The organism is Klebsiella sp. GW_Kp181 (genome assembly GCF_040062315.1).
Taxonomy (GTDB): domain Bacteria; phylum Pseudomonadota; class Gammaproteobacteria; order Enterobacterales; family Enterobacteriaceae; genus Klebsiella; species Klebsiella oxytoca.
In genome coordinates this window covers 13,203-36,749 of record NZ_JBEAFR010000055.1, presented here as the reverse complement: position 1 = coordinate 36,749, position 23,547 = coordinate 13,203, and the positions used below count along the sequence as shown (strand labels likewise).

At 55.1% G+C, this 23,547-nt stretch carries 25 protein-coding genes and 2 pseudogenes; 18 read left to right on the top strand and 9 right to left on the bottom strand.

Annotated features, from left to right (window positions below):
• Positions 1-8: 8 nt before the first annotated feature.
• On the top strand, positions 9-455 hold the full coding sequence (locus tag ABLV11_RS13320) for a DUF441 domain-containing protein (RefSeq protein WP_004101248.1): 447 nt from the start codon (positions 9-11) through the stop codon (positions 453-455).
• Here the strand turns inward: ABLV11_RS13320 and ABLV11_RS13315 are convergent.
• A complete protein-coding gene (locus ABLV11_RS13315) occupies positions 439-1,230 on the bottom strand; it encodes a helix-turn-helix transcriptional regulator (protein WP_004101246.1) in 792 nt (263 codons plus the stop codon). The genes ABLV11_RS13320 and ABLV11_RS13315 overlap by 17 nt on opposite strands.
• Positions 1,231-1,330: 100 nt before the next feature.
• Here ABLV11_RS13315 and ABLV11_RS13310 point away from each other — a divergent pair, with 100 nt between their 5' ends.
• Positions 1,331-2,515: a CynX/NimT family MFS transporter gene (locus ABLV11_RS13310; RefSeq protein WP_126488960.1), complete on the top strand. Its 1,185-nt coding sequence runs from the start codon at positions 1,331-1,333 to the stop codon at positions 2,513-2,515.
• Between the two features lie 37 nt (positions 2,516-2,552).
• Here ABLV11_RS13310 and ABLV11_RS13305 read toward each other — a convergent pair whose 3' ends face one another.
• On the bottom strand, positions 2,553-3,245 hold the full coding sequence (locus tag ABLV11_RS13305) for a CTP synthase (protein WP_032728084.1): 693 nt from the start codon (positions 3,243-3,245) through the stop codon (positions 2,553-2,555).
• A gap of 162 nt (positions 3,246-3,407) precedes the next feature.
• On the opposite strand from ABLV11_RS13305, the gene ABLV11_RS13300 reads away from it, so the two are divergent.
• Together ABLV11_RS13300 and ABLV11_RS13295 are read left to right on the top strand one after the other, a co-directional pair.
• Entirely contained in the window at positions 3,408-3,917 is a 510-nt protein-coding gene (locus tag ABLV11_RS13300; RefSeq protein ID WP_004112253.1) for a DUF523 domain-containing protein, read from the top strand.
• Positions 3,904-4,251 carry a DUF488 domain-containing protein gene (locus tag ABLV11_RS13295; protein WP_004101238.1) on the top strand — a complete coding sequence of 116 codons (348 nt, stop codon included), beginning with the start codon at positions 3,904-3,906 and terminating at the stop codon, positions 4,249-4,251. Before ABLV11_RS13300 ends, ABLV11_RS13295 begins: the two co-directional genes overlap by 14 nt.
• Positions 4,252-4,254: 3 nt before the next feature.
• Here the strand turns inward: ABLV11_RS13295 and ABLV11_RS13290 are convergent, their stop codons facing one another.
• Positions 4,255-4,494, bottom strand: a complete 240-nt coding sequence (locus ABLV11_RS13290; protein WP_004101237.1) for a DUF333 domain-containing protein — start codon at positions 4,492-4,494, stop codon at positions 4,255-4,257.
• A gap of 296 nt (positions 4,495-4,790) precedes the next feature.
• On the opposite strand from ABLV11_RS13290, the gene ABLV11_RS13285 reads away from it, so the two are divergent.
• From ABLV11_RS13285 to ABLV11_RS13275, 3 genes are all read left to right on the top strand, one after another.
• On the top strand, positions 4,791-5,804 hold the full coding sequence (locus ABLV11_RS13285; protein WP_004101236.1) for a sensor domain-containing diguanylate cyclase: 1,014 nt from the start codon (positions 4,791-4,793) through the stop codon (positions 5,802-5,804).
• A 57-nt stretch (positions 5,805-5,861) separates the two neighbouring features.
• A complete protein-coding gene (locus ABLV11_RS13280; protein ID WP_004101234.1) occupies positions 5,862-5,963 on the top strand; it encodes a YoaK family small membrane protein in 102 nt (33 codons plus the stop codon).
• A 214-nt stretch (positions 5,964-6,177) separates the two neighbouring features.
• On the top strand, positions 6,178-6,303 hold the full coding sequence (locus ABLV11_RS13275; protein ID WP_085955747.1) for a hypothetical protein: 126 nt from the start codon (positions 6,178-6,180) through the stop codon (positions 6,301-6,303).
• A 48-nt stretch (positions 6,304-6,351) separates the two neighbouring features.
• On the opposite strand, the gene ABLV11_RS13270 is transcribed toward ABLV11_RS13275, so the two are convergent.
• From ABLV11_RS13270 to ABLV11_RS13255, 4 genes are all read right to left on the bottom strand, one after another.
• Positions 6,352-6,615, bottom strand: coding sequence for a DUF2534 family protein (locus ABLV11_RS13270; RefSeq protein WP_004101230.1), 264 nt, complete (start codon positions 6,613-6,615; stop codon positions 6,352-6,354).
• Between the two features lie 128 nt (positions 6,616-6,743).
• A complete protein-coding gene (leuE, locus tag ABLV11_RS13265; protein WP_023320731.1) occupies positions 6,744-7,382 on the bottom strand; it encodes a leucine efflux protein LeuE in 639 nt (212 codons plus the stop codon).
• An 89-nt stretch (positions 7,383-7,471) separates the two neighbouring features.
• Positions 7,472-8,386 (bottom strand): kdo(2)-lipid IV(A) palmitoleoyltransferase, encoded by a 915-nt coding sequence (gene lpxP / locus ABLV11_RS13260; RefSeq protein WP_004101221.1) that lies wholly within the window; start codon positions 8,384-8,386, stop codon positions 7,472-7,474.
• Positions 8,387-8,923: 537 nt separating this feature from the next.
• On the bottom strand, positions 8,924-9,712 hold the full coding sequence (locus ABLV11_RS13255) for a class I SAM-dependent methyltransferase (protein ID WP_064398444.1): 789 nt from the start codon (positions 9,710-9,712) through the stop codon (positions 8,924-8,926).
• A 257-nt stretch (positions 9,713-9,969) separates the two neighbouring features.
• Here ABLV11_RS13255 and fecI point away from each other — a divergent pair, with 257 nt between their 5' ends.
• The 5 genes and pseudogenes from fecI to ABLV11_RS13230 form a co-directional block, all read left to right on the top strand.
• On the top strand, positions 9,970-10,491 hold the full coding sequence (fecI, locus tag ABLV11_RS13250) for a ferric citrate uptake sigma factor FecI (RefSeq protein ID WP_004101219.1): 522 nt from the start codon (positions 9,970-9,972) through the stop codon (positions 10,489-10,491).
• The gene (gene fecR, locus ABLV11_RS13245) at positions 10,488-11,435 is read left to right on the top strand and encodes a ferric citrate uptake sigma factor regulator FecR (RefSeq protein WP_004101218.1); all 948 of its coding nucleotides are present in this window, start codon (positions 10,488-10,490) and stop codon (positions 11,433-11,435) included. Before fecI ends, fecR begins: the two co-directional genes overlap by 4 nt.
• Before the next feature lie 97 nt (positions 11,436-11,532).
• A complete protein-coding gene (gene fecA / locus ABLV11_RS13240; protein ID WP_224330550.1) occupies positions 11,533-13,863 on the top strand; it encodes a TonB-dependent Fe(3+) dicitrate receptor FecA in 2,331 nt (776 codons plus the stop codon).
• 60 nt (positions 13,864-13,923) lie between these two features.
• Positions 13,924-14,264 (top strand): annotated as a pseudogene (fecB, locus tag ABLV11_RS13235) (Fe(3+)-dicitrate ABC transporter substrate-binding protein FecB); the annotation flags it as partial.
• 89 nt (positions 14,265-14,353) lie between these two features.
• A pseudogene (locus tag ABLV11_RS13230) lies at positions 14,354-14,669 on the top strand (ferric citrate ABC transporter ATP-binding protein FecE); the annotation flags it as partial.
• A 36-nt stretch (positions 14,670-14,705) separates the two neighbouring features.
• Here ABLV11_RS13230 and fraE read toward each other — a convergent pair.
• Positions 14,706-15,749 carry a fructose-asparagine asparaginase gene (fraE, locus tag ABLV11_RS13225; protein ID WP_023320727.1) on the bottom strand — a complete coding sequence of 348 codons (1,044 nt, stop codon included), beginning with the start codon at positions 15,747-15,749 and terminating at the stop codon, positions 14,706-14,708.
• A gap of 278 nt (positions 15,750-16,027) precedes the next feature.
• On the opposite strand from fraE, the gene ABLV11_RS13220 reads away from it, so the two are divergent.
• From ABLV11_RS13220 to ABLV11_RS13210, 3 genes are all read left to right on the top strand, one after another.
• Positions 16,028-17,215 (top strand): HD domain-containing phosphohydrolase, encoded by a 1,188-nt coding sequence (locus tag ABLV11_RS13220; RefSeq protein WP_126488937.1) that lies wholly within the window; start codon positions 16,028-16,030, stop codon positions 17,213-17,215.
• Positions 17,216-17,295: 80 nt separating this feature from the next.
• Positions 17,296-19,080 carry a diguanylate cyclase gene (locus ABLV11_RS13215; RefSeq protein WP_126488936.1) on the top strand — a complete coding sequence of 595 codons (1,785 nt, stop codon included), beginning with the start codon at positions 17,296-17,298 and terminating at the stop codon, positions 19,078-19,080.
• Positions 19,081-19,276: 196 nt separating this feature from the next.
• Complete coding sequence (locus ABLV11_RS13210) at positions 19,277-19,615, top strand: hypothetical protein (RefSeq protein WP_004101200.1); 339 nt, start codon at positions 19,277-19,279, stop codon at positions 19,613-19,615.
• A 96-nt stretch (positions 19,616-19,711) separates the two neighbouring features.
• Here the strand turns inward: ABLV11_RS13210 and icd are convergent, their stop codons facing one another.
• A complete protein-coding gene (gene icd, locus ABLV11_RS13205) occupies positions 19,712-20,962 on the bottom strand; it encodes an NADP-dependent isocitrate dehydrogenase (protein ID WP_004101197.1) in 1,251 nt (416 codons plus the stop codon).
• Positions 20,963-21,198: 236 nt separating this feature from the next.
• Here icd and rluE point away from each other — a divergent pair, with 236 nt between their 5' ends.
• Genes rluE through mnmA form a run of 3 tightly spaced genes read left to right on the top strand, consistent with a single transcriptional unit; the run spans position 21,199 to position 23,491 of the window.
• Positions 21,199-21,849 carry a 23S rRNA pseudouridine(2457) synthase RluE gene (gene rluE / locus ABLV11_RS13200; RefSeq protein ID WP_023329523.1) on the top strand — a complete coding sequence of 217 codons (651 nt, stop codon included), beginning with the start codon at positions 21,199-21,201 and terminating at the stop codon, positions 21,847-21,849.
• Between the two features lie 20 nt (positions 21,850-21,869).
• The gene (locus ABLV11_RS13195) at positions 21,870-22,346 is read left to right on the top strand and encodes an NUDIX hydrolase (RefSeq protein ID WP_004112222.1); all 477 of its coding nucleotides are present in this window, start codon (positions 21,870-21,872) and stop codon (positions 22,344-22,346) included.
• Between the two features lie 38 nt (positions 22,347-22,384).
• Complete coding sequence (mnmA, locus tag ABLV11_RS13190; RefSeq protein ID WP_032728076.1) at positions 22,385-23,491, top strand: tRNA 2-thiouridine(34) synthase MnmA; 1,107 nt, start codon at positions 22,385-22,387, stop codon at positions 23,489-23,491.
• The last annotated feature ends 56 nt before the right edge of the window (positions 23,492-23,547 follow it).

The following is a 23,547-nucleotide window of genomic DNA, read 5'->3' as shown; positions in this document are numbered from 1 at the left end:
CTCTGCACATGCTCGACACCACCCTGTTAATACTGCTGGGCCTGGCGGCGCTCGGCTTTGTTAGCCATAACACAACCGTGGCTATTTCAATCCTGGTGTTAATTATCGTTCGCGTCACCCCGCTTAACGCTTTCTTTCCGTGGATAGAAAAGCAGGGGCTGACCATCGGTATAATTATTCTCACCATTGGCGTGATGGCGCCAATCGCCAGCGGTACGCTCCCGCCTTCAACGCTGCTGCATTCCTTTGTTAACTGGAAATCGCTGCTGGCCATCGCGGTAGGCGTTTTTGTTTCCTGGCTTGGCGGGCGCGGCGTGGCGCTGATGGGCTCGCAGCCGCAGCTGGTTGCCGGGCTGCTGGTCGGCACCGTGCTCGGCGTCGCCCTCTTCCGCGGCGTACCGGTCGGCCCGTTGATCGCCGCCGGGATAATTTCGCTGTTTATCGGGAAGTCGTAGCCAGGCTGGCAAGATAGCGTCCCGGCGTCTGCCCAAGGCCCTTTTTAAACATAGTAATAAAAGCGGTGGTGGAGTCGTAGCCCAGGCTTTGCGCCGTCTGCTGTACCGTTTGCCCGCGAATCAGCATCTGCAGGGAGAGAATAAGCTGCAGCTGATGCCGCCAGCGCCGAAAGCTCAGCCCCGTCTCGCGCACCACCAGCCGCGCCAGATTGCGTTCACTCATGGCAAACTCCGCCGCCCACTGCGCCAGGGTTTGCCAGCGGGCCGGGTCGACGGCCATCATTTCCGCCATTTGACGAATTTTGGCATGTCCGGAGACCGGTAGCTGCAGATGCTCCTGCGGCTGCTGCGGTAGCTCATCAAACAGCACCTGCACCAGCCGGTCCATCTCCGGTTTACCGAGCCAGGCCCTGCCGCGCTGGGCCATCGCGAGGATCAGCTCGCGCACCAGCGGCGAAATCTTTAACGTACAGCAGAAATCCGGCATCGGCGCCGCATCGGGTTCGATAAATAAGAAGCAGATTTGCGCCTCCGGCGTCGCGCGATTACTGTGCGGTACCTGCCCGGGCACCCACACCGCGTACTGCGGCGGCACCATCCACATGGCGTTCTCGACTTCACAGGTTAGCGCCCCGTGAAGGGCCAGTATGAGTTGCCCTTTACGATGCTGATGGCGCGGAATGTACTGTTCATCCGCGACAACCTGAATACGAAAAGCCAGCGCCGCCTCGTGGCCGCTGTCCGGGTCGTAGCCGTCCAGGCCGAGTCCGATCATAAAATTGTCCGATTTTAGCGATAATCTGTCATTTTAGCTTGATTTAAACATCCCACAAACAAGCTATTGTGAATGCCTCGTATTCTTGTTTGAGATCGCCATGAATTCTGTTTTACCTTCTGCCGGCCGCCGTCCTCTTTTATTGATTGCCGGTATTCTGCTTATCGCCACGACCTTACGCGTGGCATTTACCGGCGCCGCGCCGCTGCTCGACGCCATTCGCAGCGAATATGGCCTCACTACCGCACAAACCGGGCTGTTAACGACGCTGCCGCTGCTGGCCTTCGGCCTGGTGTCACCGCTGGCTGCGGGAGTCGCTCGCCGCTTCGGCATTGAACGCAGCCTGCTGCTGGCGATGATCCTGATTTGCCTCGGAATTGGTCTGCGCTCCCTGCCCTTCGTCTCGCTACTGTTTATCGGCACCGCGGTGATCGGCTGCGGTATCGCGCTGGGGAACGTACTGCTGCCGGGGTTAATCAAACGCGACTTTTCGCAGCACGTCGCCAAAATGACCGGCGCTTACTCTCTCACCATGGGTGGAGCGGCGGCATTGGGCTCGGCCATGGTGGTACCGCTGGCGCTTGCCGGACTTGGCTGGCGCGGCGCGCTATTGACGCTGATGGTTTTTCCACTGCTGGCGCTGTTTGTCTGGCTGCCGCAGTCGCGCAGGCAGGCTACCGCGCCGCTGACCGGTTCGGGAGCCATCCATAACCGCGGTATATGGCGTTCGGCGTTAGCCTGGCAGGTGACGCTGTTTCTTGGCATTAACTCGCTGGTCTATTACGTTATCATCGGCTGGCTGCCGGCCATTTTGCAAAGTATTGGCTACAGCGAAGCGCAGGCGGGTTCCCTGCACGGGTTGCTGCAGCTGGCGACCGCCGCGCCGGGACTGGCGATTCCATTAATCCTTCATCGGTTAAAAGATCAGCGCGGTATTGCGGTGCTGGTCGCCATGATGTGCGCGGTCAGCGCGCTCGGATTATGGTTTCTCCCGAGCCAGGCGGTAATGTGGACGCTTATCTTCGGCTTTGGCTCCGGCGCGACCATGATTCTGGGGCTGACCTTTATCGGACTGCGCGCCAGCTCAGCCCATCAGGCCGCTGCGCTGTCGGGAATGGCGCAGGCGGTGGGCTATCTGCTGGCCGCCTGCGGGCCGCCGGTGATGGGTAAAATTCATGACGCCTCGGGCGACTGGCATATTCCGCTGATCGCCGTGGCGCTAATTTCTGTCGTGATGGCGGTCTTCGGCGCGCTGGCTGGCCGCGATCGGGAAATTCACGGCTAGCGGCACTCTCGCCCGGCAAACGCTGCCGGGCGTTTATTTAACGGCTCGCGGCGTGTAAAAACGCGTGAACCAGCGGCGCGGGCCGCCCCTCCAGCGCATTGCGCTCGTGCTGGAACAGCGTGGCGACAAAGAATGGATGCGTAACCAGCTCGACCGCACGAATCTCGCCGTCATCGTCCCAGCCGGTCACCCGCAGATCGCCCTGCTCCAGTTCGCGAGCAAAATCGTCGGCAATCCCATAATTACAGTGGTATCCCTCCTGAATGCTATCGCGACCGTAAGCGCGCGCGATAAGCGTATTGGCGCGCAGCTCAATATTATCCGTCTTTTCAACCAGCGAGCAGCTTAGCGGCGCGATGACCATCCGGCCTTCGGTATCGGTTTCCGCATGCGCGGCATCCTGCCAGCCCATAACGTTGCGCGCATACTCAATAATGGCGTGCTGAAACCCACCGCAGGTACCGAGGAACGGTATGCTGTTTTCACGGGCGTGGCGAATGGCGATAAATGCGCCTGCGACGTTTTTATAGGGGCTGGCGGGTACCACCCAAATAGCATCGTAGTCAGCAAGATCCTCAGTAGATTTTATCTCACTGGTTGCCAGCCAGTCATAGCGCAACGAAAGCTCGAGGACGGCTGCAGCATCATCTATTGCCAGGGGAATCGCTTTGTGGGCGACAACATCGGGGTTGTAATCACCAACCAGGGCAATACGCAGGGGGGAGTTCATAGCAGGATCCTTATGTCAGAGCGATTATCAGGCAACACAAGGAGCCTCAGATTAGCGATCTCACATGCAGAAAACAATCCTTATTTTCTCTGCGCCTGAAGACGGGCATTTTGCGCCGACTGGCGGTATGGTATAGGACAGAAGAATGGCTATGGATACACGATGAAGAGCAAAATTCTGGTTAGCGCCTGCCTGATGGGCTTTCAGGTTCGCTATAACGGCAGCCACAAGGCCCGCTTGACTGACGCATTGACTCGCTGGCAGCGTGAGGGACGGCTGGTCACCCACTGCCCAGAGCTGGCGGCCGGATTGCCTGTACCGCGACTACCGGCTGAGATCCTCAACGTCCAGGGCGCAGAGGTGATGCAAAATCGCGGGCAAATTGTTGAAAGCGACGGCAAGGATGTCACTGCTCATTACCAGTTGGCCGCCTGGCTGGCGCTAAAAGCGGCGCAAGAAGAAGGGTGCGCTGCGGCTCTGCTTACCGATGGTAGCCCCACCTGCGGCAGCCAGTTTATCTATGATGGTACCTTTAAAGGCCAGCGCAAACCCGGTGCTGGTGTTGCCGCCGCCCTGCTTCGTGAGCACGGCATTAAGGTATTTTCTGAGCAGCAGCTCCCGCAGCTGCTGGCGTGGATGGAACAAAGGGAGGGCAATGATGATTCAGTGTAAACGCGTTTATGACCCGCAGGAAACGAGCGACGGCTACCGGATACTGGTAGACCGTCTGTGGCCGCGCGGGATAAAAAAAGAAACGCTGAACTACGATGAGTGGTGTAAAACGCTGACGCCATCAGCAGATTTACGCAAGGCTTTTCACAGCGAGACCATCGATTTCGCCCACTTTAGCCAACTCTATCGCCAGGAGCTTGAGGCTCAACGGGAGGAAGGCAAACGCCTGGCGGCCCTGGCCAGTCAACAGCCGCTGACGTTACTCTATGCGGCGAAAAACACCCGGCAAAATCATGCGCAGGTGCTGGCTGACTGGCTAAAATCGCTACAATAAACGCTACGGCTTATTCGGGTGATCGCGCCGCCAGAGCGCCCATTCATCTAACGTTTCCCCGCTGGGCAGCTTACATTCAGTGCGTACGCCCTGCGGGCTTTGGATGGGAACCTGCGTGCCGCCGAGCTGCTGACAGTAAACCGAAGCCGGGTTAGCCATCCCCACCGGATGTGCAGGTTGCGTCGGCTGAGTCTGCGCACATCCGGCCATCGCCAGAGGCAACATAGCTATCATCCACTTCATTTCTACTCCTTAATTGATCAAAACGGACTTTCGCCCTGAATCTCCACCTTTTCTCCATTTTAGCTGCACTTTTGCATCGTAGAGTAGCCCTGTTCTCGAACTGACCAGAGAACAGATCATTCCATAATCAATGAGTTTTTCCCCGTCGCCCCCGACGGGGCTTTTTTCCCACCCTCGATGCAGGTATTCTCCCGACAGATGTGTTAAATTTTGTGTATCTCTGTTAATTCTGCGCTAATTGTCGTTTCGCATAGCTTGCCGGTAGTTACGATTAGCGTTCGGGAGCCGTATTCCTCATGTCCGATTTTCTCCTCGCTCGCGTTTCGCAAACGCTCGCCAATGAACACACCCTGGAAACATTGGTGCGACAGCTGCTTGAGATGCTGGAGCTTGTTACCCGAATGGAATCTACCTACCTGACTCGTATCGACTTCGAGGCGCAGCGCCAGCAGATTATGTACGCGCACAATAGCAGCGAAATGCAGATCCCTGAAGGTTTCTCCGTTCCCTGGAATGACTCCCTGTGTAAACGTGCGCTGGACGACCGCTGCATATTCAGCAACGATGTCGCCGAGCGCTGGCGTTCGTGTATCGCCGCCCAGGATTTGGGTATCGCAACCTTTTTCAGCATCCCCGTGCGCCTGACCGATGGCTCATTATTCGGCACGCTCTGCGCCACCAGCCGGGAAAGACAACCCTATAACATTGAGGGTGAGCAGGTGATGAATCTGTTTGCCAACCTCATTTCGCACTATGTTGAGAAAGAGACCCTGGTGCAGCAGCTTCGGGCAGCAAACGTCGCGCTGGAGATGCACTCATACACCGATGAGCTCACCGGTTTGCCGAATCGCCGCTCGTTGTTCAAGCATCTTGCCGCACAGTTTGCGCAGGCCAGAGAACGCCAGCGCAGCGTACTGCTCATTTTTATCGATCTCGATGATTTCAAGGCAATCAACGACCGATTCGGTCACCCCTGCGGTGACAGCTTTCTGATTCAGGTTGGAGAACGCCTGTTGGCCCGCGCCCGCCGCGGCGATATTGTTGGCCGCCTGGGCGGCGATGAATTTTTGCTGGTTGGCCTATGTTCAGAAGCGGAGGAACAACAGGAGTATATTGCCGCTTTACGTAAAGAGCTAACGGGGATCTATTTCCTTGGCGCGCACCGAATTAACTATCCCGGCGCCAGCTTTGGCGTGATTGAAGCCGACCCACAGGCAATGGACGTTGAGCAAGCGCTAAGAAGCGCCGACGACGCGATGTATCAGGATAAAAAGTCACGTCGCCAGGGAACATTTTTTCATATTGACTAATGTACGGTGAAATCCCGTATCATGTTAATCACGATTCGCACCTACAGGGGCTCAATAATGAGACTGGGTATTCTATTTCCGGTGGCTATTTTTATCGTCGCCGTTGTTTTTCTGGGCTGGTTTTTTGTCGGCGGCTATGCGGCACCGGGCGGGGCGTAATGAAGAAAAGCACCATTATTATGCTTATTGTCGCAATTGTGGCCGTGGCGGGTACGCAGCTGGGCTGGTGGTAAAACCAGGAATATTCGCCCTTCAGACTGGCAAACATTGCGGAATTTTCTTATCTACTCAATAACTTAAAAGAATAGACTCACTTCATCAGCCGTTTGCGCTTGTCGCCGTTCGCGGACAGATTTAACTGGAGAAGTGAGAAATGAAAAAATCGATCGTGTTGCCGTTAGTGCTCGCGCTTTGCACGCTATTATCGGGATGTATCGTCGACAGAGGCTATCACCACGGGCACCGTCATCATCATCACGACGACAGAGGCTGGCGATAAAGCGCAAAACATCACAAGGCGAACTTCGGTTCGCCTTGTCGCATACGATTAGTCCCGGCGATCGGAACCCAAAAAAAGGAATCCCAGCGGAATGGAGAACAGCAGCGTAAACACGATGCTATAAACCGTCACCATCGCCCCTTGCAGGAAAAACATTGAAGTCGTCCACTCTGAGTACGGCATATTGTACTCGCTCACCACGCCGCCAAAGGTTGCACGCCCTACCACGATAAGCGCGATGGCAAATATCGCCGCTATCGACATAAAGAACTTCTTGCTGTTTTTATTGCTGGTGAGTTTCTGCAGAATCATCCGGGTTCCCTTTTTTCTGAGCGATAATCGGCTGTATATGTAACACCAATGCAATCAAAATTGAAGGGAATTTGTTACAAAGCACAGAGAGCCAGCGGCGGGCCGGTGGCATATACCGGCCCCAACGATTACGACTGTAGCGTTGCCAGACGAGCGGCAAAACCGACAAACACGAGGCCAATCAGGCTATTACCGATTTTCGCCAGTTTCTTTTTCGTTTTTACGTAGCGCGTGACGAAAGAGCCGGAGACGATAAGGAAGCTCATGTAAATAAAGCTAATTATCTCCAGGGTCAGCGCCAGAATAAAGAACGCCAGCCCGGGAGTTTTGGCATTGACGTCAATAAACTGCACGAAGAATGAGACATAAAAAAGAATCGCTTTCGGATTCGTCAGGCTGAGGGTCAGCGAACGCTTAAGAATCGCGCTCCCCGGCTCGGAATCAGAAGACGAGTGCCCATCGCGCTGCGTCAACACCGCGTAGAGCATCTTCCCGCCCATCCACAGTAGATAAATCGCCCCCAGGTAGCGGACGATATTGAATAATACCGGCGTGGTCTTGATGAGGGTCGCGACCCCGGCAAACGCCAGAAACATCAGAATGGCATCACCGATAAACACGCCCGCTGCCGCCAGATAGCCTTTTTTCACGCCGTGAGCGACGCCCGTCTTGAGGACAAAAAAGGTATTGGGACCGGGCACCAGAATGATAAAGATAGCCCCAACCAGATAGGTCAGGTAATTCAGTACACCAAACTCAGCGAACACAACGCACTCCTTCGCTTACAACAAAAATATGATCCCGCGCACGTTAACGCAACCGGGACCATTTTGAAAGCGCCGCAAGTGCGGAGGGCTTAATAGAGCGAAGTTTCGCCCAGCGGACGGGTTTTAAAACGGCGATGAACCCACAGATATTGTTCAGGGGCGCGCAGGATCTCTTTCTCGATAATCTTGTTGATATAGCTCGCCGCATCCTGTTTATCTTCTCCAGGATAGTCGCGCATCACATCGCTGATATGCAGGCTATAACCTTTGCGGTCCGCTTTACGCACCATGCTGATCGTCAGCATTTTTGCGCCCGACAAACGAGAAAGCACGTAGGTGCCGTTAGTCGTCGCCGCTTGCTGGACCGAGAAGAACGGGGCAAATACGCTCCCCTTCGGGCCGTAGTCCTGATCCGGCGCGAACCACACCGCTTCGCCCGACTTTAACGCATGCACCAGTCCGGATAAATTTCGGCGGTCAATCATCGCCTTGTTCGAGCGCAGGCGGCCGCGCGTCTGCACCCACTCCATCAACGGACTGTTATGCGGACGGTAGGTTGCCATCATGGGGCGACACAGCCCCATCGTGCGGCCACCCAGTTCAAGAGACATAAAGTGGACGCCGACAACCATCACGCCTTTCCCTTCGCTCAGCGCATTGTTGAGGTTGACCATCCCCTCGACGTCAAACCATTTTTTCACTCGCTCATCGCTCCAGAACCATGCCATACCGGTTTCAATCAGCCCCATTCCCAGAGACATGAAATTTTGCTCGATCAGCTTTTCGCGCGCCGCTGGCGACATTGTGGGGAAGCAGAGTTCGAGATTACGTCTGGCGATATGCTCACGACGTTTAAGGAAGCGCCGGGAGGCGCGTCCCGCGCTGGTGCCGATAAGATGCAAAACGGGATAAGGAAGCTGGACAATCAGCCAGAGTACGCCCAGGCCAAACCAGGTACCCCAATTACGAGGATGAAGAAGACTTTTATTAAAAGCGTAAGACATGTTTTTTCCTGTAAACATTAGAACATGAGGTAACGCTTAAGGAAAAAACGAGTCCCTTCATCTGTCATTAGGCGGTACGTGTAGCAGTTCAGACAATAATAATCCTGTTAAATTCACTGCGGCAAGTAAAAAACTACGCCAACAGAAAAAAACACATTACCCGCACACCTGTAACAAAATGTAAAACAAAAATGAATAAATCATTACAAATATCCACCACAAGAATGATTAACACGCTAATCATTCATCATAAGGCAGGCTGTTCTCGAAGCAGGAGAACGCTGCGCTCCCTGCAGGCAACGGCGGAGGCCGCGTCAGGACAGGGCTGCGCAGCAATGGTACCGGGATAATTTTGGTTTTCCGTTATCCTTTTAACCACGTCAGCGCTTGCGCTCTCCATTCATCTCTCTTAACGCTTTTTGATTTAACAGAAGAATATAAGAAAGCTTCCCGAAGCCAAAGTTGAAATAAGAATCACCTTATTTTACTTTCCTGACAATAATTAATAATTATCGACAATTATCCATTTCGTCACCGTTATTTCGGACTTTTTACCTGAATTGCTTTAACCGAGCAGCAGGCAATAAAGTTTAAATGCTTTTTATGACGTTGAAAAAAGCGCAGCATTGATAAAAATCTCGGACGATTCTCGCGCTTTAGCAAGCCATTGCAGACAATTTTTAGCGCCTGTATAAAACCTTCATCTTTCATTAACCCTCGCGGCGACATCAGCGACATCGGTCCATGATGAATGCTTACGGCATCAAAGCCGCTCCGTTGGAAAAGGGCCCGCCAGGCGGCAGCGCTCAGCGGGCTGACGTTGGATTTCACGACCCCCTGCAGCTGTCGCCGGGCGTCCTCTCCCAGCGTATCATGCGTATACATGATATCGTGCGTCAGCAAACGGCCACCGGGCTTGAGAACGCGAAAATATTCTGCCACCAGTTTTTCTTTGGCTTTATCCGCATACATGGTGAGCATCGCTTCATTTATCACCACATCAAACGTCTCGTCGGCAAATGGTAGCCGACCCGCATTCGCCTCCATCACTATGACCCGATGATCCACACCTTCGCGAACGATATTTTGCCGGGCTTTCGCCAGCGCGCCTTTATCCATATCGATGGCGTAAACGGTACAGTGAAAACGCTGCGCCAGCTCAATAGAGGTTGTCCCCATATTACAGGCCACCTCCAGGACTTTATTGTCGGCGCTAAACCCTGCCTGCTTAAATAGCCACTCAGTGGCCTCAATGCCGCCGGGACGTAAGCGGGTTTTCCCCAAACTTGCCAAAAAAGTATGTCCGGCTTTTTCGCTAGCGTTCATCTGACTCTCCTTACCTCATAAGATGCATTATAAATACAACATTAAAGTGAGAGAGGGAATAATGATAATGAATTTTATTTGCATTAAGGACGAGGTTAAAGAAAAGGTGCAATGAGGAATAAAATATATTCAATGTTTAACAATTACTTATCGTTACTAAAGTTCTGTATGGCCCGTATTGCTGGCGCGACTTATTGAAATGATAACCATTCTCATATTAGCATGTGCCGTATTGATCAACTCTCCTGAACCTGGCTATGCCCTCTTCTTCCGCCATCGCCTCTCCGCTAACGCTTGCCTCGCTCTATAGCGATCATCATGGTTGGCTGAAAAAATGGCTTACCTGTAAGCTGCAATCCGCTTATGACGCCGACGACGTAGCGCAGGATACCTTTGTCCGAATTATGGCCAACGAGTCGCTGCTGACGATTCGCGATCCAAAATCCTTTCTCTGCACGATTGCTAAACGGGTGATGATCGACCTGTTCCGCCGTAACGCCCTGGAGCGTGCATGGTTAGACATGCTTTCGCAGCTTCCCCCAGAGCTCTCTCCCTCACCGGAGCTACGGCAGAGCCAGCTCGAACTGTTACAGCAGATTGATGCCATGTTGGACGGGCTTAACGCAAAAGTCCGGGAAGCGTTTTTGCTCTCGCAGCTTGAAGGGCTGACCTATGCCGAAATCGCCAGCCGCCTGGCGGTTTCCGTAAGCTCGGTTAAGAAATATATCGCGAAAGCCACCGAGCACTGTCTACTGTTTCGACTGGAGAATGGCCTGTGAAACCGACGCTGAGCGAATCTCGTCGTCAGGCGCTGCGCTCCGCCTCGCACTGGTACGCGGTGCTCAGCGATGGATGCGTGAGTCCGCAGCAGGAGGCCCGCTGGCAGCAGTGGTATGAGCAAAACAAAGAAAATCAGTGGGCCTGGCAGCAGGTAGAAAACCTGCGACAGCAGATGGGGCAACTGCCGGGCGGCCTGGCCAGCCGTGCCCTTAACGATAGCCGACTGGCGCGTCGCCACGTACTGAAGGGTCTGATGCTTTTGCTGGTCATCGGAGGCAGCTGGCGGCTCTGGGATTCCGAACTGGCGGAGGGCCTGGGCGCCGACTACCGTACGGCGAAAGAAATACCTCGCCAGCAGCAGCTTGCCGACGGTTCGCTCCTAACGCTGAATAGCGAAAGTGCCGCCGACGTCCGTTTTGACAGACGACAGCGCATGGTTCATTTACGCTACGGCGAAATCGCCATCAGGACCGCTCACGACAGCCTGCAGCGTCCTTTCCGCGTGCAAACGCGGGAAGGCACGCTCACCGCGCTCGGTACCGAATTCACCGTCCGTCAGTTTGCCGGCGGCACCCGGCTGGCGGTACAGCAGCATGCCGTGGAGGTGGTTTTACCATCCGGCAGCGTCCAAATCGTCAACGCCGGGGAAAGCCTGTGGTTTACCCGCAATCGCTTCTTCGCCCTGGTTAAGTTCAACGACGGCGAGGATAGCTGGATCAGAGGCGTGCTGACCTTCCGCGACGCCCCGCTAAGCGAGGTGGTCGAAACCCTCGCCCGCTATCGCTCCGGGGTGTTGCGCTGCGATCCCGCGGTGGCCGAATTACGCCTGAGCGGCACCTTTCCGCTGGAGGATCCTGACGCCATTCTGAAGGTTATTGCGCAAACGCTGCCGATTTCATTACGGTTTGTCACTCGCTACTGGGTGACGCTCGTTCCAGCCTGAGAAGAAAAATCGAAAAAATTCTCATTATCTATTGTCCCTTTTCCCGGCTCGTTCGACTTATTAGATGAATATAACCATAAACGTTCGTGGAGAAGAGATGACGCCTTTACGCGTTTTACGCACACCGATGCCTCTGGTAATAGCAATCCGTTTAACGCTGCTGCCGCTAGCAGGGCTGGCTGCCGCGCCGATATACGCCGCCGCGCAGTATGACATCGCCGCCGGGGGATTAGACAACGCCCTGAACCAATATGCCGCCCGCAGCGGTATCACGCTTTCCGCCGACGCCAGCCTGACGCGCGGCAAGCATAGCCCGGGCCTGCACGGCAGCTTCGAAACCGAAGAGGGGTTACGCAGGCTGCTGAACGGCAGCGGATTACGGCTAAAGCCGCTGGGCAAGAATGCCTGGACCCTGGAGCCCGCTCCTGACAGTTCAGACTCCACCCTCACCGTCGTCGGGGACTGGCTTGGCGACGCGCGCGAGAATGATGTCTTTGAACACGCCGGCGCCCGCGACGTTATCCGTCGGGAGGATTTCGCCAAAACCGGAGCCGCCACGATACGCGAAGTGCTGAACCGGATCCCCGGCGTCAACGCGCCGGAAAATACCGGTACCGGCAGTCACGATCTGGCAATGAACTTCGGTATTCGTGGCCTCAACCCGCGGCTTGCCAGCCGTTCCACGGTGCTGATGGACGGTATCCCGGTTCCCTTTGCCCCCTACGGCCAGCCGCAGCTTTCGCTGGCGCCGGTCTCGGTCGGCAATATGGACGCCATCGATGTCGTGCGCGGCGGCGGCGCGGTGCGCTACGGGCCGCAGAGCGTCGGCGGCGTGGTGAACTTCGTCACCCGCGCAATCCCCGAGGATTTTGGCATTCAGGGCGGCATGGAAGGGCAGCTCAGCCCCACCTCTTCACAAAACAACCCGAAAGAGACGCATAACCTCGCGATCGGCGGCACGGCGGACAACGGTTTCGGCTCCGCCCTGCTTTACTCAGGCACCCGGGGCAGCGACTGGCGCGAACACAGCGCCACGCGGACTGATGATGTGATGCTGAAAAGCAAATACGCGCCTAACGAAGTCCATACCTTTAACAGCCTGCTGCAATACTATGACGGAGAAGCCGATATGCCCGGCGGCCTCTCCCGCGCCGACTACAACGCCGACCGCTGGCAGTCCACGCGTCCTTATGACCGTTTTTGGGGGCGCCGCCAGCTCGCCAGCCTCGGCTACCAGTACCAGCCGGATGCGCAGCATAAATTTAATATTCAGGGGTTCTATACCCATACCCTGCGCAGCGGCTACCTGGAACAGGGTAAGCGCATTACCCTCTCCCCGCGCGAATATTGGGTCCGCGGCATCGAACCGCGCTACAGCCAAAGCTTTATGATCGGCCCATCCGCCCACGAGGTCGGCGTCGGCTATCGCTACGTCAACGAATCGACCCACGAGATGCGTTACTACACCGCAACCACCAGCGGCGAGCTGCCCAGCACCGCCAGCCCCTACGATCGCGATACCCGTTCCGGTACCGAAGCCCACGCCTGGTATATCGACGATCGCGTGGATATTGGCAACTGGACGATTACGCCAGGAATGCGCTTTGAGCACATTGAGTCTTATCAGGACAATAATCTGCTGGGCACCCGCGAACGGGTCAGCTATAACGCTCCGCTCCCGGCGCTGAATGTTCTTTATCACCTCACCGACAGCTGGAATCTTTATGCCAACACAGAAGGCTCATTCGGCACCGTACAGTACAGCCAGATTGGCAAGGCTGTACAAAGCGGCAATGTGGAACCAGAAAAAGCGCGTACCTGGGAAGTCGGCACCCGCTACGACGACGGCGCGCTGACCGCCGAAATGGGGCTGTTCCTGATTAACTTCAACAATCAGTACGATTCCAACCAGACCAATGACACGGTTACCGCCCGCGGTAAAACGCGTCATAGCGGCCTGGAAGCGCAAACCCGTTACGCCCTTGGCGAACTCTCACCCGCGCTTGATAATCTCTCGGTCTACGCCAGCTATGCGTACGTTAATGCTGAAATCCGCGAGAAAGGCGACACCTACGGTAACCAGGTTCCTTTCTCGCCGAAGCACAAAGGCACCCTTGGCGTCGATTACAGCCCCGGCAGCTGGACGTTTAACCTTAACGGCGACTTCCAGTCCAGCCAGTTTGCCGATAACGCCAATACCGTTGCCGAAAGCGCCGATGGCAGCACCGGTCGTATTCCCGGCTATATGCTGTGGGGCGCCCGCGTGGCCTATGACTTTGGTCCACAAATGGCCAATCTCAACCTCGCGCTGGGGGTGAAAAACATCTTCGACCATGCGTATTACACCCGCTCATACGACGATAACAACAAAGGGCTTTACGTCGGTCAGCCGCGCACGCTGTACCTGCAAGGATCAATGAAGTTCTGATTGATCGAGCGTTGCCGGACAGCGCTATTCGCGCCCTGTCCGGCAAGCTGGAGGAAAATCATGTTTAGCCTTGTTCGTCAGTGCATTTTAGCCCGCTGTTTGCCGCCACCGTACAGGATGAGCGCGGTCGCTTTACGCTTGATAAAACGCCGCAGCGCATCGTGGTGCTTGAACTCTCCTTTGTTGACGCGCTGGCGGCGGTCGACGTTAGCCCAACAGGCATGGCCGATGACAACGATCCGTCGCGTATTCTGGCGGACGTACGCGCACGTCTGAAGCCCTGGCAGTCGGTGGGCACCCGTGCCCAGCCCTCGCTCGAGGCCATCCGCGCGCTGCATCCCGATCCGATCGTCGCCGATAGCGGTCGCCATGCCGGAATCTACGCCGCCGAGCGTATTGCCAGCGACATGGTTAAAATCGTCCATCACCGGGCGGTAGATATCACGCCATGAAACCGTTCCGGCACGCTTTTTTTATCTGGGGATGGCCGCTGCTGGCACAGGATAACCCGCTGGTGCTACTTGATGAACCAACAACCTGGCTGGATATTAATTATCAGGTGGAGCTGATGAAGCTGATGCGCGAGCTACAGACGATGGGCAAAACCGTGTTCACCGTACTGCACGATCTGAATCAGGCCAGCCGCTACTGCGACCATCTGGTGGTGCTTGAAGGGGGTCAGGTGCAGGCTCAGGGCCTGGCGGAAACGGTACTGACGCCGGAGATGCTGCGGGAGATTTTTCACCTGGAAGCGGAGATTTACCCGGAGCCGGTTGTCCCGGCGCCCGATGTGCGTGGTGAAATAACCCGGGTAAGGCGTACTGCGCCCTACCCGACGTTAATCAGTAAGTGTGGAAATATTGCTGAATCACCTGCGGATTTTTCGTTTGCGTCAGCGCGGTCATCAGCAAAATGCGCGCTTTTGCCGGATTGAGAGAATCGGCCACCAGTCCCGGCTGGCCGCCATCTACCGGCACCACGCCGCTGCCGGTACGCGAGGCGCGAACCACCACGATGCCGGCTTTTTCCGCTTTTTCAATTCCTGCCGCACTGCGTACGGAGACCGACCCCGCGCCGGTACCTGCGTAAATAATCCCGTCAGCATGGTGAGCGATCGCCGCGTCATACATATATTCAGGGTCATCCTGGTAGCCATAAATAATGACCACTTTCGGCAGCGCGTTCAGGTTACGGACGTCGAAAACCGAACGCACGGTGTGAATTTTTTCCACGCGGGTTTCGAACTGCGGCTTACCGCTGACGATCACGCCGAGGTAGCCCTCTTCCGGCGCCCGGAAGGTATCCAGCGTCGTGGCGTTGGTTTTAGTGACAAAACGCGCTGCCCCGATGCGATCGTTAAGGACCACCATCACCCCGCGGCCTTTCGCTTCCGGGTCAGCCGCCACGGTCACCGCTTCCAGCAGATTCATCGGGCCGTCGGCGCTGATGGCCGTTGCCGGGCGCATTGCCGCCGTGAAGACCACCGGCTTATTGCTTTTTACCGTCAGGTTGAGGAAATAAGGCGTCTCGTCGAGGGTATCGGTACCGTGGGTAATGACTACGCCGTCGACATCCTCGCGGGCCAGCAGTTCATTGACGCGTTTGGCCAGCTTGAGAATAATATCGCTGGTCATATTTTCGCTACCGATATTGGCAACCTGCTCACCGTCAACGCGGGCGACTTTACTCATTTCAGGTACGGCGTTAATCAGCGTCTGTACGCCAATCGCGCCGGCTTTATATCCGGTTGTCTGGGTGTTGCTGGCCGCCGAACCGGCAATGGTGCCTCCGGTTGCCAGGATCACAATATGCGGCAGACGCGTGTCGCTGAACGCGAAAGCACTTATCGACAGTAACGCAATGGTCAGTAATGCTCTAAAATTCATAATTACCTATCCCCAAATAGATTTTAATCAAATTCGCCCGGTGATAATGCAAAGGGCTTGCCAGGATTTAATGTATTTTGCCGGTCAAAAGTGGTTAACTATCGGACAAAAAAGGATTTTTATTTCGCCAGGAGCGCGACATTGGTGCACAGATGCGCTAAAAACGGGCATCATAAAATGCAAAATCAGAAACAACTCATGCAATCTGTTCTGTCTTGATGGCATCGCGAGTAACCAAATAAGCCATAACGACGCGGGTAACCCGAGAGAGAAAAACGATGCGTATCGCCTTAAAATCAGCATTGATGCTAACAACCCGCGTCATACAAATCATTAATCCTGAACTGCAGCTGCATATGCAGCGAACGGCGCTGATCGCACTGGAGCTGGCGCAGGCATCAGGGCTTTCGCGCCCGCAGCAGCAAACGGTCTTTTGCGCCGCGCTGCTGCATGATATTGGCGTTCTGGGTAACAAAAGGGCCTTCTCCTCGCTGAACGCTATCGATAATCTCAATGACCCCCATCAACATCGGGGAGCAGAAATGCTGGCCGGATTAACCACCCTGGCCCCAATCCTGCCGATTATTCGCGATCATCATTTTAGCCCGCACCACAGGGGCAGCCTCGAACAGCATATCGTCTATTTTGCCGATGTTTTTGAGCGCCTGCTGGCCGGTAATAAAGGCGGTTCGGCTTATCAACCCGATATTATTATTACGCAATTTCGTACGCTCTATCAGGCGATCGACCCGTCGCTGTGTCAGACCTTGTGCCAGCTCGCACAAAAAGAGCATTTCTGGCTGCATCTTAATCCTGGACATATTCAGCGAATGCTGGAAATTATCGGCCCAATTAACGATGTCTATATGGGTATTGATGGCCTGAAAGATATCTGTCTGTTAATCGCCAACATTGTCGATACCTACAGTAGCTTTACCGCCAGCCATAGCCTGAAGGTTGGACAAATTTCGCGCGCCCTTGCCGCCTGGATGAATCAGCCGGAGCTGGAGTGCCGGAAGATTGAAATTGCCGGCTATTTGCACGATATCGGTAAAGTCTACATACCGCTGGCCATCCTCGAGAAACAGGGCGAGCTCAATGATGAAGAGCTGCTGCAGGTTCGGGAACACAGCTATATGACCGGCGAAATTCTTAGCGCATTTAGCGAACTCGGCGATATTGTGAACTGGGCGGCCAATCATCACGAAAAACTGGATGGCAGCGGTTATCCTCTGCATCTGAGTGGCGATTACCTGCAGCTGGCAGATCGCATCATCGCCATCGCGGATATTTTCACCGCCCTTACCGAAGACCGCCCTTATCGCCCCGGCATGAGCCGTCAGCAAGCGTTACGGCTGATTGAGTGTGATGTGACAAACGGCGCGCTGGATAAAGACGTTTACCGCGTTTTACATCAGCATGCCGAAGCGCTGCACGCTATTATTACTCACACGCTGCCCTCTTAATTTGCCGGCTCTCTGCTGGTGAAGCCGGAGCGCAGCGACAAAAAATATAATTAATTCATCTGCACGCAAGGATATATCCGGTGAGAATCGCCACCATGACCAATTGGGCCTACGGGATCACCGTCGCCCTGACCCTCGCCTCAGGCATGGCAATGCTGATGGCCTCAAGTGCGGATAATGCTGAACGCCGCGCCGTCGAACAACGTCAGGTGTTCGACCAGTTGAGTGAAGAAGTCGAAAGCGGCGCCTGGGAGCTTTCCGATCTGGCGCGGCTCTTTATCATCCAAAAAAATCAGGATGTGCTACGCGAATACCGGCAGCAGGCGCAGACCATTGCCGCCATTGAACACCGGCTGGTTAAACTCAAAGATAATGGCGCAACCGCTGAAGAACTGGCGCTGCTGCGGGAGGGTTTACAGATTGCCGATGAACTCCAGGATGAGCAGCAGGCGGCGCTGGCGCAGGTTGCCCGGGGGGAAGAAAAAGCGGCGGTAAGCCTGCTTTACGGCGCGGCCTACGAACAGGAGCTTGAGCGGGTACAAACTCAGCTTGACCACTTTCGCCTGCTGCTCGAAGGCCGGGTGAATAAAATCATCGCTCAGGCCACGGAGAAATCACGTATCTGGCGTACGCTCTCTGAAGTCATGGTTGGCCTCACCGCCCTGATGTTTCTGTTTGTGCTGGGATTTATCCTTAAGCGGCGGGTGCTCTATCCCGTCGTCCGTCTGAGCGATGTGGTACAGCGGCTGGCATCGCAGGATTATGCGGTCGAGACGCCGCAGTTCACCCAGATAGATGAAATTGGCGATATGGCCCAGGCGATTCGTATCTTTCGCGAGAACGGGCTGGCGCGGCAGCGGCTGGAACAAGAGCGCGATGCCGACTGGGCCGTCCGCGAGCTGCTGGCGCGGATGACCCAGCGTCTGCAGGGCTGCGAATCATTCGAGGATGTGATCAAGGTGGCCGAGCGCTTTGCCCCCAGCATCGCCCCGCAGATCCCCGGCCGACTCTATATCCTCGACACCGATCCCTGGCAGATGCGCTGCGTTGCGCAGTGGCTTTCTCCGCCGCAGGAAACGGATGTCTTTCATCCCGATAACTGCTGGGCCGTTCGGCGCGGGCTGAGTCATCCTCCGGTTAACGGCGAGCCGGATATCGCCTGTTACCACCTGACTGAACCACAGGCCAATCAGTCGCTATGCGTGCCGCTGATTGCGCAAGGAGAAGCGATTGGCCTGCTCTCCTTCAGCAACGTCACCGCCGCAACCGCGCCTTCCCGCGCCTATCTTGAACTGATGGCCGAAGCGCTGGGTCTGGCGCTGGCGAATCAACGTTTACGCAACGCGCTGCTGGAAAAGGCGCTGTTCGATTCATTAACCGGCCTGCGCAACCGTCACCATCTGGATGATGCTCTGCATACTCAAATGAATCTGGCGGTTCGCAACGGTACGCCGCTGAGCTGCCTGATGATCGATATCGATCACTTCAAGGCAATTAACGATAATTACGGCCACGAAGCGGGCGATCTGGTCATTAAAAACGTCGCCGCAATTATACAGCGTGCGGTGCGTGATATCGGGATGGCCTTCCGCTACGGAGGCGAAGAGTTCCTGGTGCTGCTGGGCGGAACCCATGAAGAGGCGGCAATGGCCTGCGCGACCGAGATCTATCACAGCGTTCAGCGCCTGACTTTGCGCTATGGCCTTGCTGAGATTGGTCAGATCAACGTCTCCATCGGCATCGCCAGCTACCCGCAGCACACGCATAGCGACAGCCTGCTGCGCGCGGCAGACGCTGCGCTCTACCGGGCAAAAGAGTTGGGCCGGTCAAGAATTGTGAGCTTTGGGATGTTGAAGGCGGATTGAGTCGATATTCGCACCGTTATGTAAAAGGAGCCGTGCGCTCCTTTTGCCCAGTGCAATCATCAGGACAGCGTAGCAAACTTTGGCGCGCCGGATTTTCTATCCTCTTGAAAAGTAAGCCGCTTGATCCAGGGCAAAGTCATAACTCCGTCATTGAGTAAAATTCATCGCCTGATTTGAACAAGGCTATGTCGTTTTCATGTTTTTAAGGTTTACGCTGTTCTACCTACTTTTTATCCCCTTGCAGACTTTTGCGCTTAATTACTCTTCAACCTTTTTAAGGCTCAATTGCCCGCAGAGAGGCCTCGTGGAGGTCATTTTGCATGTTTACGATCATACCCAGGAAAAATGGCAGAATAATTTTGAGACCGGCGCAGGGCACAAACGCTCAGGCGATATGGAACTGATCCCCTTTGCCAACGGGGATATTCTCTTCCACTCGGTGTCAACAGATGCATTTAGCTATCTCTACAGCGGCGAAGAGAAGCTTTACCGCTGTTTAAAATTGGATGAAAGACCGCTATACCCTTCCTTTTAACCCTGCGTAGGCGACGCGATCCAACCCGGACGTAGTCCGCAGAGTAAAAAAAACGGGAACCCATCGGCTCCCGTTTTGTTTAACCCAAAATCTGGATTACATGTTGGCGATGATCGCGTCGCCAAACTCTGAACATTTCAGCAGCTTAGCGCCTTCCATCAGACGTTCAAAGTCATAGGTCACGGTCTTAGCGGCGATAGCGCCTTCGGTACCTTTAACGATCAGGTCTGCCGCTTCGAACCACTGCATGTGGCGCAGCATCATTTCGGCGGACAGGATGATGGAACCTGGGTTCACTTTATCCTGGCCGGCATATTTCGGCGCAGTACCGTGGGTCGCTTCAAACAGCGCGCACTCGTCACCGATGTTTGCACCCGGGGCAATACCGATACCGCCAACCTGCGCCGCCAGGGCGTCAGAAATATAGTCACCGTTCAGGTTCATACAGGCGATGACATCGTACTCCGCCGGACGCAGCAGGATCTGCTGCAGGAAGGCGTCGGCGATAACGTCTTTAACGACAATCTCTTTCCCGGTGTTCGGGTTTTTGATCTTCATCCACGGGCCGCCGTCAATCAGCTCACCGCCGAACTCTTCGCGTGCCAGCTGGTAGCCCCAGTCTTTAAACGCGCCTTCGGTGAATTTCATGATGTTGCCTTTGTGCACCAGGGTCAGAGAATCGCGATCGTTGGTGATAGCGTATTCGATGGCGGCGCGAACCAGGCGTTTGGTGCCTTCTTCAGAGCACGGCTTGATGCCGATGCCGCAATGTTCCGGGAAGCGAATTTTCTTCACGCCCATTTCATCACGCAGGAATTTGATGACTTTATCCGCTTCAGCAGAGTCTGCTTTCCACTCGATACCGGCGTAGATGTCTTCGGAGTTTTCGCGGAAGATAACCATATCGGTCAGTTCAGGATGCTTAACCGGGCTCGGTGTCCCCTGGTAGTAACGAACCGGACGCAGGCAAACGTAGAGGTCCAGTTCCTGACGCAGGGCAACGTTCAGAGAACGAATGCCGCCGCCGACTGGCGTAGTCAGAGGGCCTTTGATAGCAACACGATATTCACGAATCAGATCAAGAGTTTCGGCAGGCAGCCAGACATCCTGGCCATAAACCTGGGTCGATTTTTCACCGGTGTAAACTTCCATCCAGGAAATTTTACGCTCGCCCTTATAGGCTTTCTCAACGGCAGCATCAACCACTTTCAGCATCGCCGGAGTGACGTCAACGCCGATACCATCGCCTTCGATGAACGGGATAATCGGGTTATTAGGGACGTTCAGCTTGCCGTTTTGCAGGGTGATTTTTTGACCTTCCGCCGGAACTACTACTTTGCTTTCCATTAACCTCTCCTTCGAGCGCTTCTGGTTCTGCTCTTCCCTCTTCACGCTAGCCGGGCGTTGGCTTTATTCGCCCACTCCCGTCAGTGGAATATCCCGCTAACCGGAGATTTCGCGTCCGTGTCGCCTTCCTGTAATGCGAATCGGTTTGAGCAACCTTTTTGTTAATAAGTTGTAATGAGCATGTCAATACTACCTGAATGTTTGCGTCCATGAAAGGCATTCGTAATTAGGCTATAATGCGGCAATTGACAGAGTCTGAAAATACCATGCAAAAAACTTCATTTAGAAAACATCGCGTTGAGCGATTCAGCACGCAACAAGTCACCAGACAACGTAAAGAACGCCAGCCAAAAACTGTGATCTTGTTCAATAAACCATACGATGTATTGCCGCAATTTACCGATGAAGCCGGGCGCAGCACGCTAAAAGATTTTATTCCGGTTGCCGGCGTCTATGCCGCCGGTCGACTGGACCGCGATAGCGAAGGCCTGCTGGTGCTGACCAACGACGGCGCGCTGCAGGCGGCTCTCACCCAACCGGGTAAGCGCACCGGTAAAGTTTATTACGTTCAGGTGGAAGGTGAACCCACGGCGGATGCGCTGACCGCGCTCCGCGACGGCGTCACGCTTAATGACGGCCCCACACTGCCAGCAGGAGTGGAGCGTGTAGCGGAGCCAGAGTGGCTCTGGCCGCGTCATCCCCCCATCCGCGAGCGTAAATCCATTCCTACCAGCTGGCTTAAAATTACCCTCTATGAAGGGCGCAATCGCCAGGTGCGGCGGATGACCGCCCACGTCGGCTTTCCCACGCTGCGCCTGATTCGCTATGCGATGGGAGGCTATACGCTGGATGGTCTGGCCAACGGCGAATGGCGTAAAATTGATTAACAGTAGCCTGAGGAAAAACAATGTTTAAGCCGCACGTCACCGTCGCCTGCGTGGTTCACGCTAAAGGCAAATTCCTGGTTGTTGAAGAGACGATCAACGGTAAAGCGTTATGGAACCAGCCGGCAGGCCATCTCGAAGCCGATGAAACCCTGGTTCAGGCCGCAGAACGCGAGCTTTGGGAAGAGACCGGCATTCGCGCGACGCCGCAGCACTTTCTCCGCCTGCATCAGTGGATAGCCCCGGATCGCACGCCATTTTTGCGTTTCCTCTTTACCATTGAGCTTAACGATACGTGCGCCACCGAGCCCCACGATAGCGATATCGACCGCTGCCTGTGGCTCAGCGCTGAGGAAATTCTTAGCGCGAGCAACCTGCGTTCGCAGCTGGTTGCCGAGAGCATTCGCAGCTATCAGCAGGATCCGCGCTACCCGCTGGCGCTCATCGGCGAATTTAACTGGCCGTTTACAGGGGGTGCCTCAACGGAGGACGCGTGCTAGAATACGCCGCCTCGAAGTTCAATGTAGTGAGTAATCCAATGTCAGAAAGCCAGAAAAAAGTGATCGTCGGCATGTCCGGCGGGGTTGATTCCTCAGTTTCCGCCTACCTGCTGCTCCAGCAAGGGTATAAGGTGGAAGGCCTGTTCATGAAGAACTGGGAAGAAGACGACGGCGAGGAATACTGCACCGCAGCGGCGGATCTTGCCGACGCGCAGGCCGTTTGCGATAAGCTCGGAATTGAACTTCACACCGTCAACTTTGCCGCAGAATACTGGGACAACGTGTTTGAATTGTTCCTTGCAGAGTATAAAGCCGGACGCACGCCCAATCCGGATATTCTGTGCAATAAAGAAATTAAATTTAAAGCCTTCCTCGAATTTGCCGCAGAAGATCTCGGCGCTGATTACATCGCCACCGGCCACTACGTGCGCCGGGCCGACGTTAACGGCAAGAGCCAGCTGCTGCGCGGCCTCGACGGTAATAAAGACCAGAGCTACTTCCTCTATACCTTGAGCCACGAACAGATCGCGCAAAGCCTGTTCCCGGTGGGGGAGCTGGAAAAGCCGCAGGTGCGTAAAATCGCCGAAGAGCTGGATCTCATCACCGCGAAGAAAAAAGACTCGACCGGTATCTGTTTCATCGGCGAACGCAAATTCCGCGAATTCCTCGGCCGCTACCTGCCTGCTCAGCCGGGTAAAATTATCAGCGTTGACGGCGACGAAGTTGGCGAGCATCAGGGTCTGATGTACCACACGCTGGGGCAGCGTAAAGGTCTGGGCATCGGCGGTATCAAAGACGGCGGCGAAGACCCGTGGTATGTGGTCGACAAAGATGTCGAAAACAATATTTTGATTGTCGCTCAAGGCCATGACCATCCGCGCCTGATGTCCGTGGGGTTGATTGCTCAACAGCTGCACTGGGTTGACCGCGAGCCGCTCACGGGCACGCTGCGCTGCACGGTAAAAACCCGTTACCGTCAGACCGACATCTCCTGCACCGTGAAAGCGCTGGATGATGACCGCATTGAAGTGATCTTTGATGAGCCTGTAGCCGCCGTCACGCCGGGCCAGTCTGCGGTCTTCTACAACGGCGAAGTATGCCTCGGCGGCGGGATTATCGAACAGCGCTTGCCGCTGCAGGCCTGACAGACATATCAGCCGCTGAAGGCCCCAACCGGGTATTTGGCGGTTTACAAGGAGAA

Coding starts and splice junctions, on each gene's coding strand:
- rluE (WP_023329523.1), top strand. CDS start 21,199: ATGCGGCAATTGACAGAGTCTGAAAATACCATGCAAAAAACTTCATTT.
- ABLV11_RS13275 (WP_085955747.1), top strand. CDS start 6,178: ATGAAAAAATCGATCGTGTTGCCGTTAGTGCTCGCGCTTTGCACGCTA.
- ABLV11_RS13305 (WP_032728084.1), bottom strand. CDS start 3,245: ATGAACTCCCCCCTGCGTATTGCCCTGGTTGGTGATTACAACCCCGAT.
- ABLV11_RS13270 (WP_004101230.1), bottom strand. CDS start 6,615: ATGATTCTGCAGAAACTCACCAGCAATAAAAACAGCAAGAAGTTCTTT.
- fecI (WP_004101219.1), top strand. CDS start 9,970: ATGCCCTCTTCTTCCGCCATCGCCTCTCCGCTAACGCTTGCCTCGCTC.
- icd (WP_004101197.1), bottom strand. CDS start 20,962: ATGGAAAGCAAAGTAGTAGTTCCGGCGGAAGGTCAAAAAATCACCCTG.
- ABLV11_RS13285 (WP_004101236.1), top strand. CDS start 4,791: ATGTCCGATTTTCTCCTCGCTCGCGTTTCGCAAACGCTCGCCAATGAA.
- ABLV11_RS13310 (WP_126488960.1), top strand. CDS start 1,331: ATGAATTCTGTTTTACCTTCTGCCGGCCGCCGTCCTCTTTTATTGATT.
- ABLV11_RS13195 (WP_004112222.1), top strand. CDS start 21,870: ATGTTTAAGCCGCACGTCACCGTCGCCTGCGTGGTTCACGCTAAAGGC.
- ABLV11_RS13280 (WP_004101234.1), top strand. CDS start 5,862: ATGAGACTGGGTATTCTATTTCCGGTGGCTATTTTTATCGTCGCCGTT.
- ABLV11_RS13290 (WP_004101237.1), bottom strand. CDS start 4,494: ATGAAGTGGATGATAGCTATGTTGCCTCTGGCGATGGCCGGATGTGCG.
- ABLV11_RS13320 (WP_004101248.1), top strand. CDS start 9: ATGCTCGACACCACCCTGTTAATACTGCTGGGCCTGGCGGCGCTCGGC.
- ABLV11_RS13315 (WP_004101246.1), bottom strand. CDS start 1,230: ATGATCGGACTCGGCCTGGACGGCTACGACCCGGACAGCGGCCACGAG.
- mnmA (WP_032728076.1), top strand. CDS start 22,385: ATGTCAGAAAGCCAGAAAAAAGTGATCGTCGGCATGTCCGGCGGGGTT.
- lpxP (WP_004101221.1), bottom strand. CDS start 8,386: ATGTCTTACGCTTTTAATAAAAGTCTTCTTCATCCTCGTAATTGGGGT.
- ABLV11_RS13255 (WP_064398444.1), bottom strand. CDS start 9,712: ATGAACGCTAGCGAAAAAGCCGGACATACTTTTTTGGCAAGTTTGGGG.
- ABLV11_RS13295 (WP_004101238.1), top strand. CDS start 3,904: ATGATTCAGTGTAAACGCGTTTATGACCCGCAGGAAACGAGCGACGGC.
- ABLV11_RS13300 (WP_004112253.1), top strand. CDS start 3,408: ATGAAGAGCAAAATTCTGGTTAGCGCCTGCCTGATGGGCTTTCAGGTT.
- fraE (WP_023320727.1), bottom strand. CDS start 15,749: ATGAATTTTAGAGCATTACTGACCATTGCGTTACTGTCGATAAGTGCT.
- fecA (WP_224330550.1), top strand. CDS start 11,533: ATGACGCCTTTACGCGTTTTACGCACACCGATGCCTCTGGTAATAGCA.
- ABLV11_RS13220 (WP_126488937.1), top strand. CDS start 16,028: ATGCGTATCGCCTTAAAATCAGCATTGATGCTAACAACCCGCGTCATA.
- ABLV11_RS13210 (WP_004101200.1), top strand. CDS start 19,277: ATGTTTTTAAGGTTTACGCTGTTCTACCTACTTTTTATCCCCTTGCAG.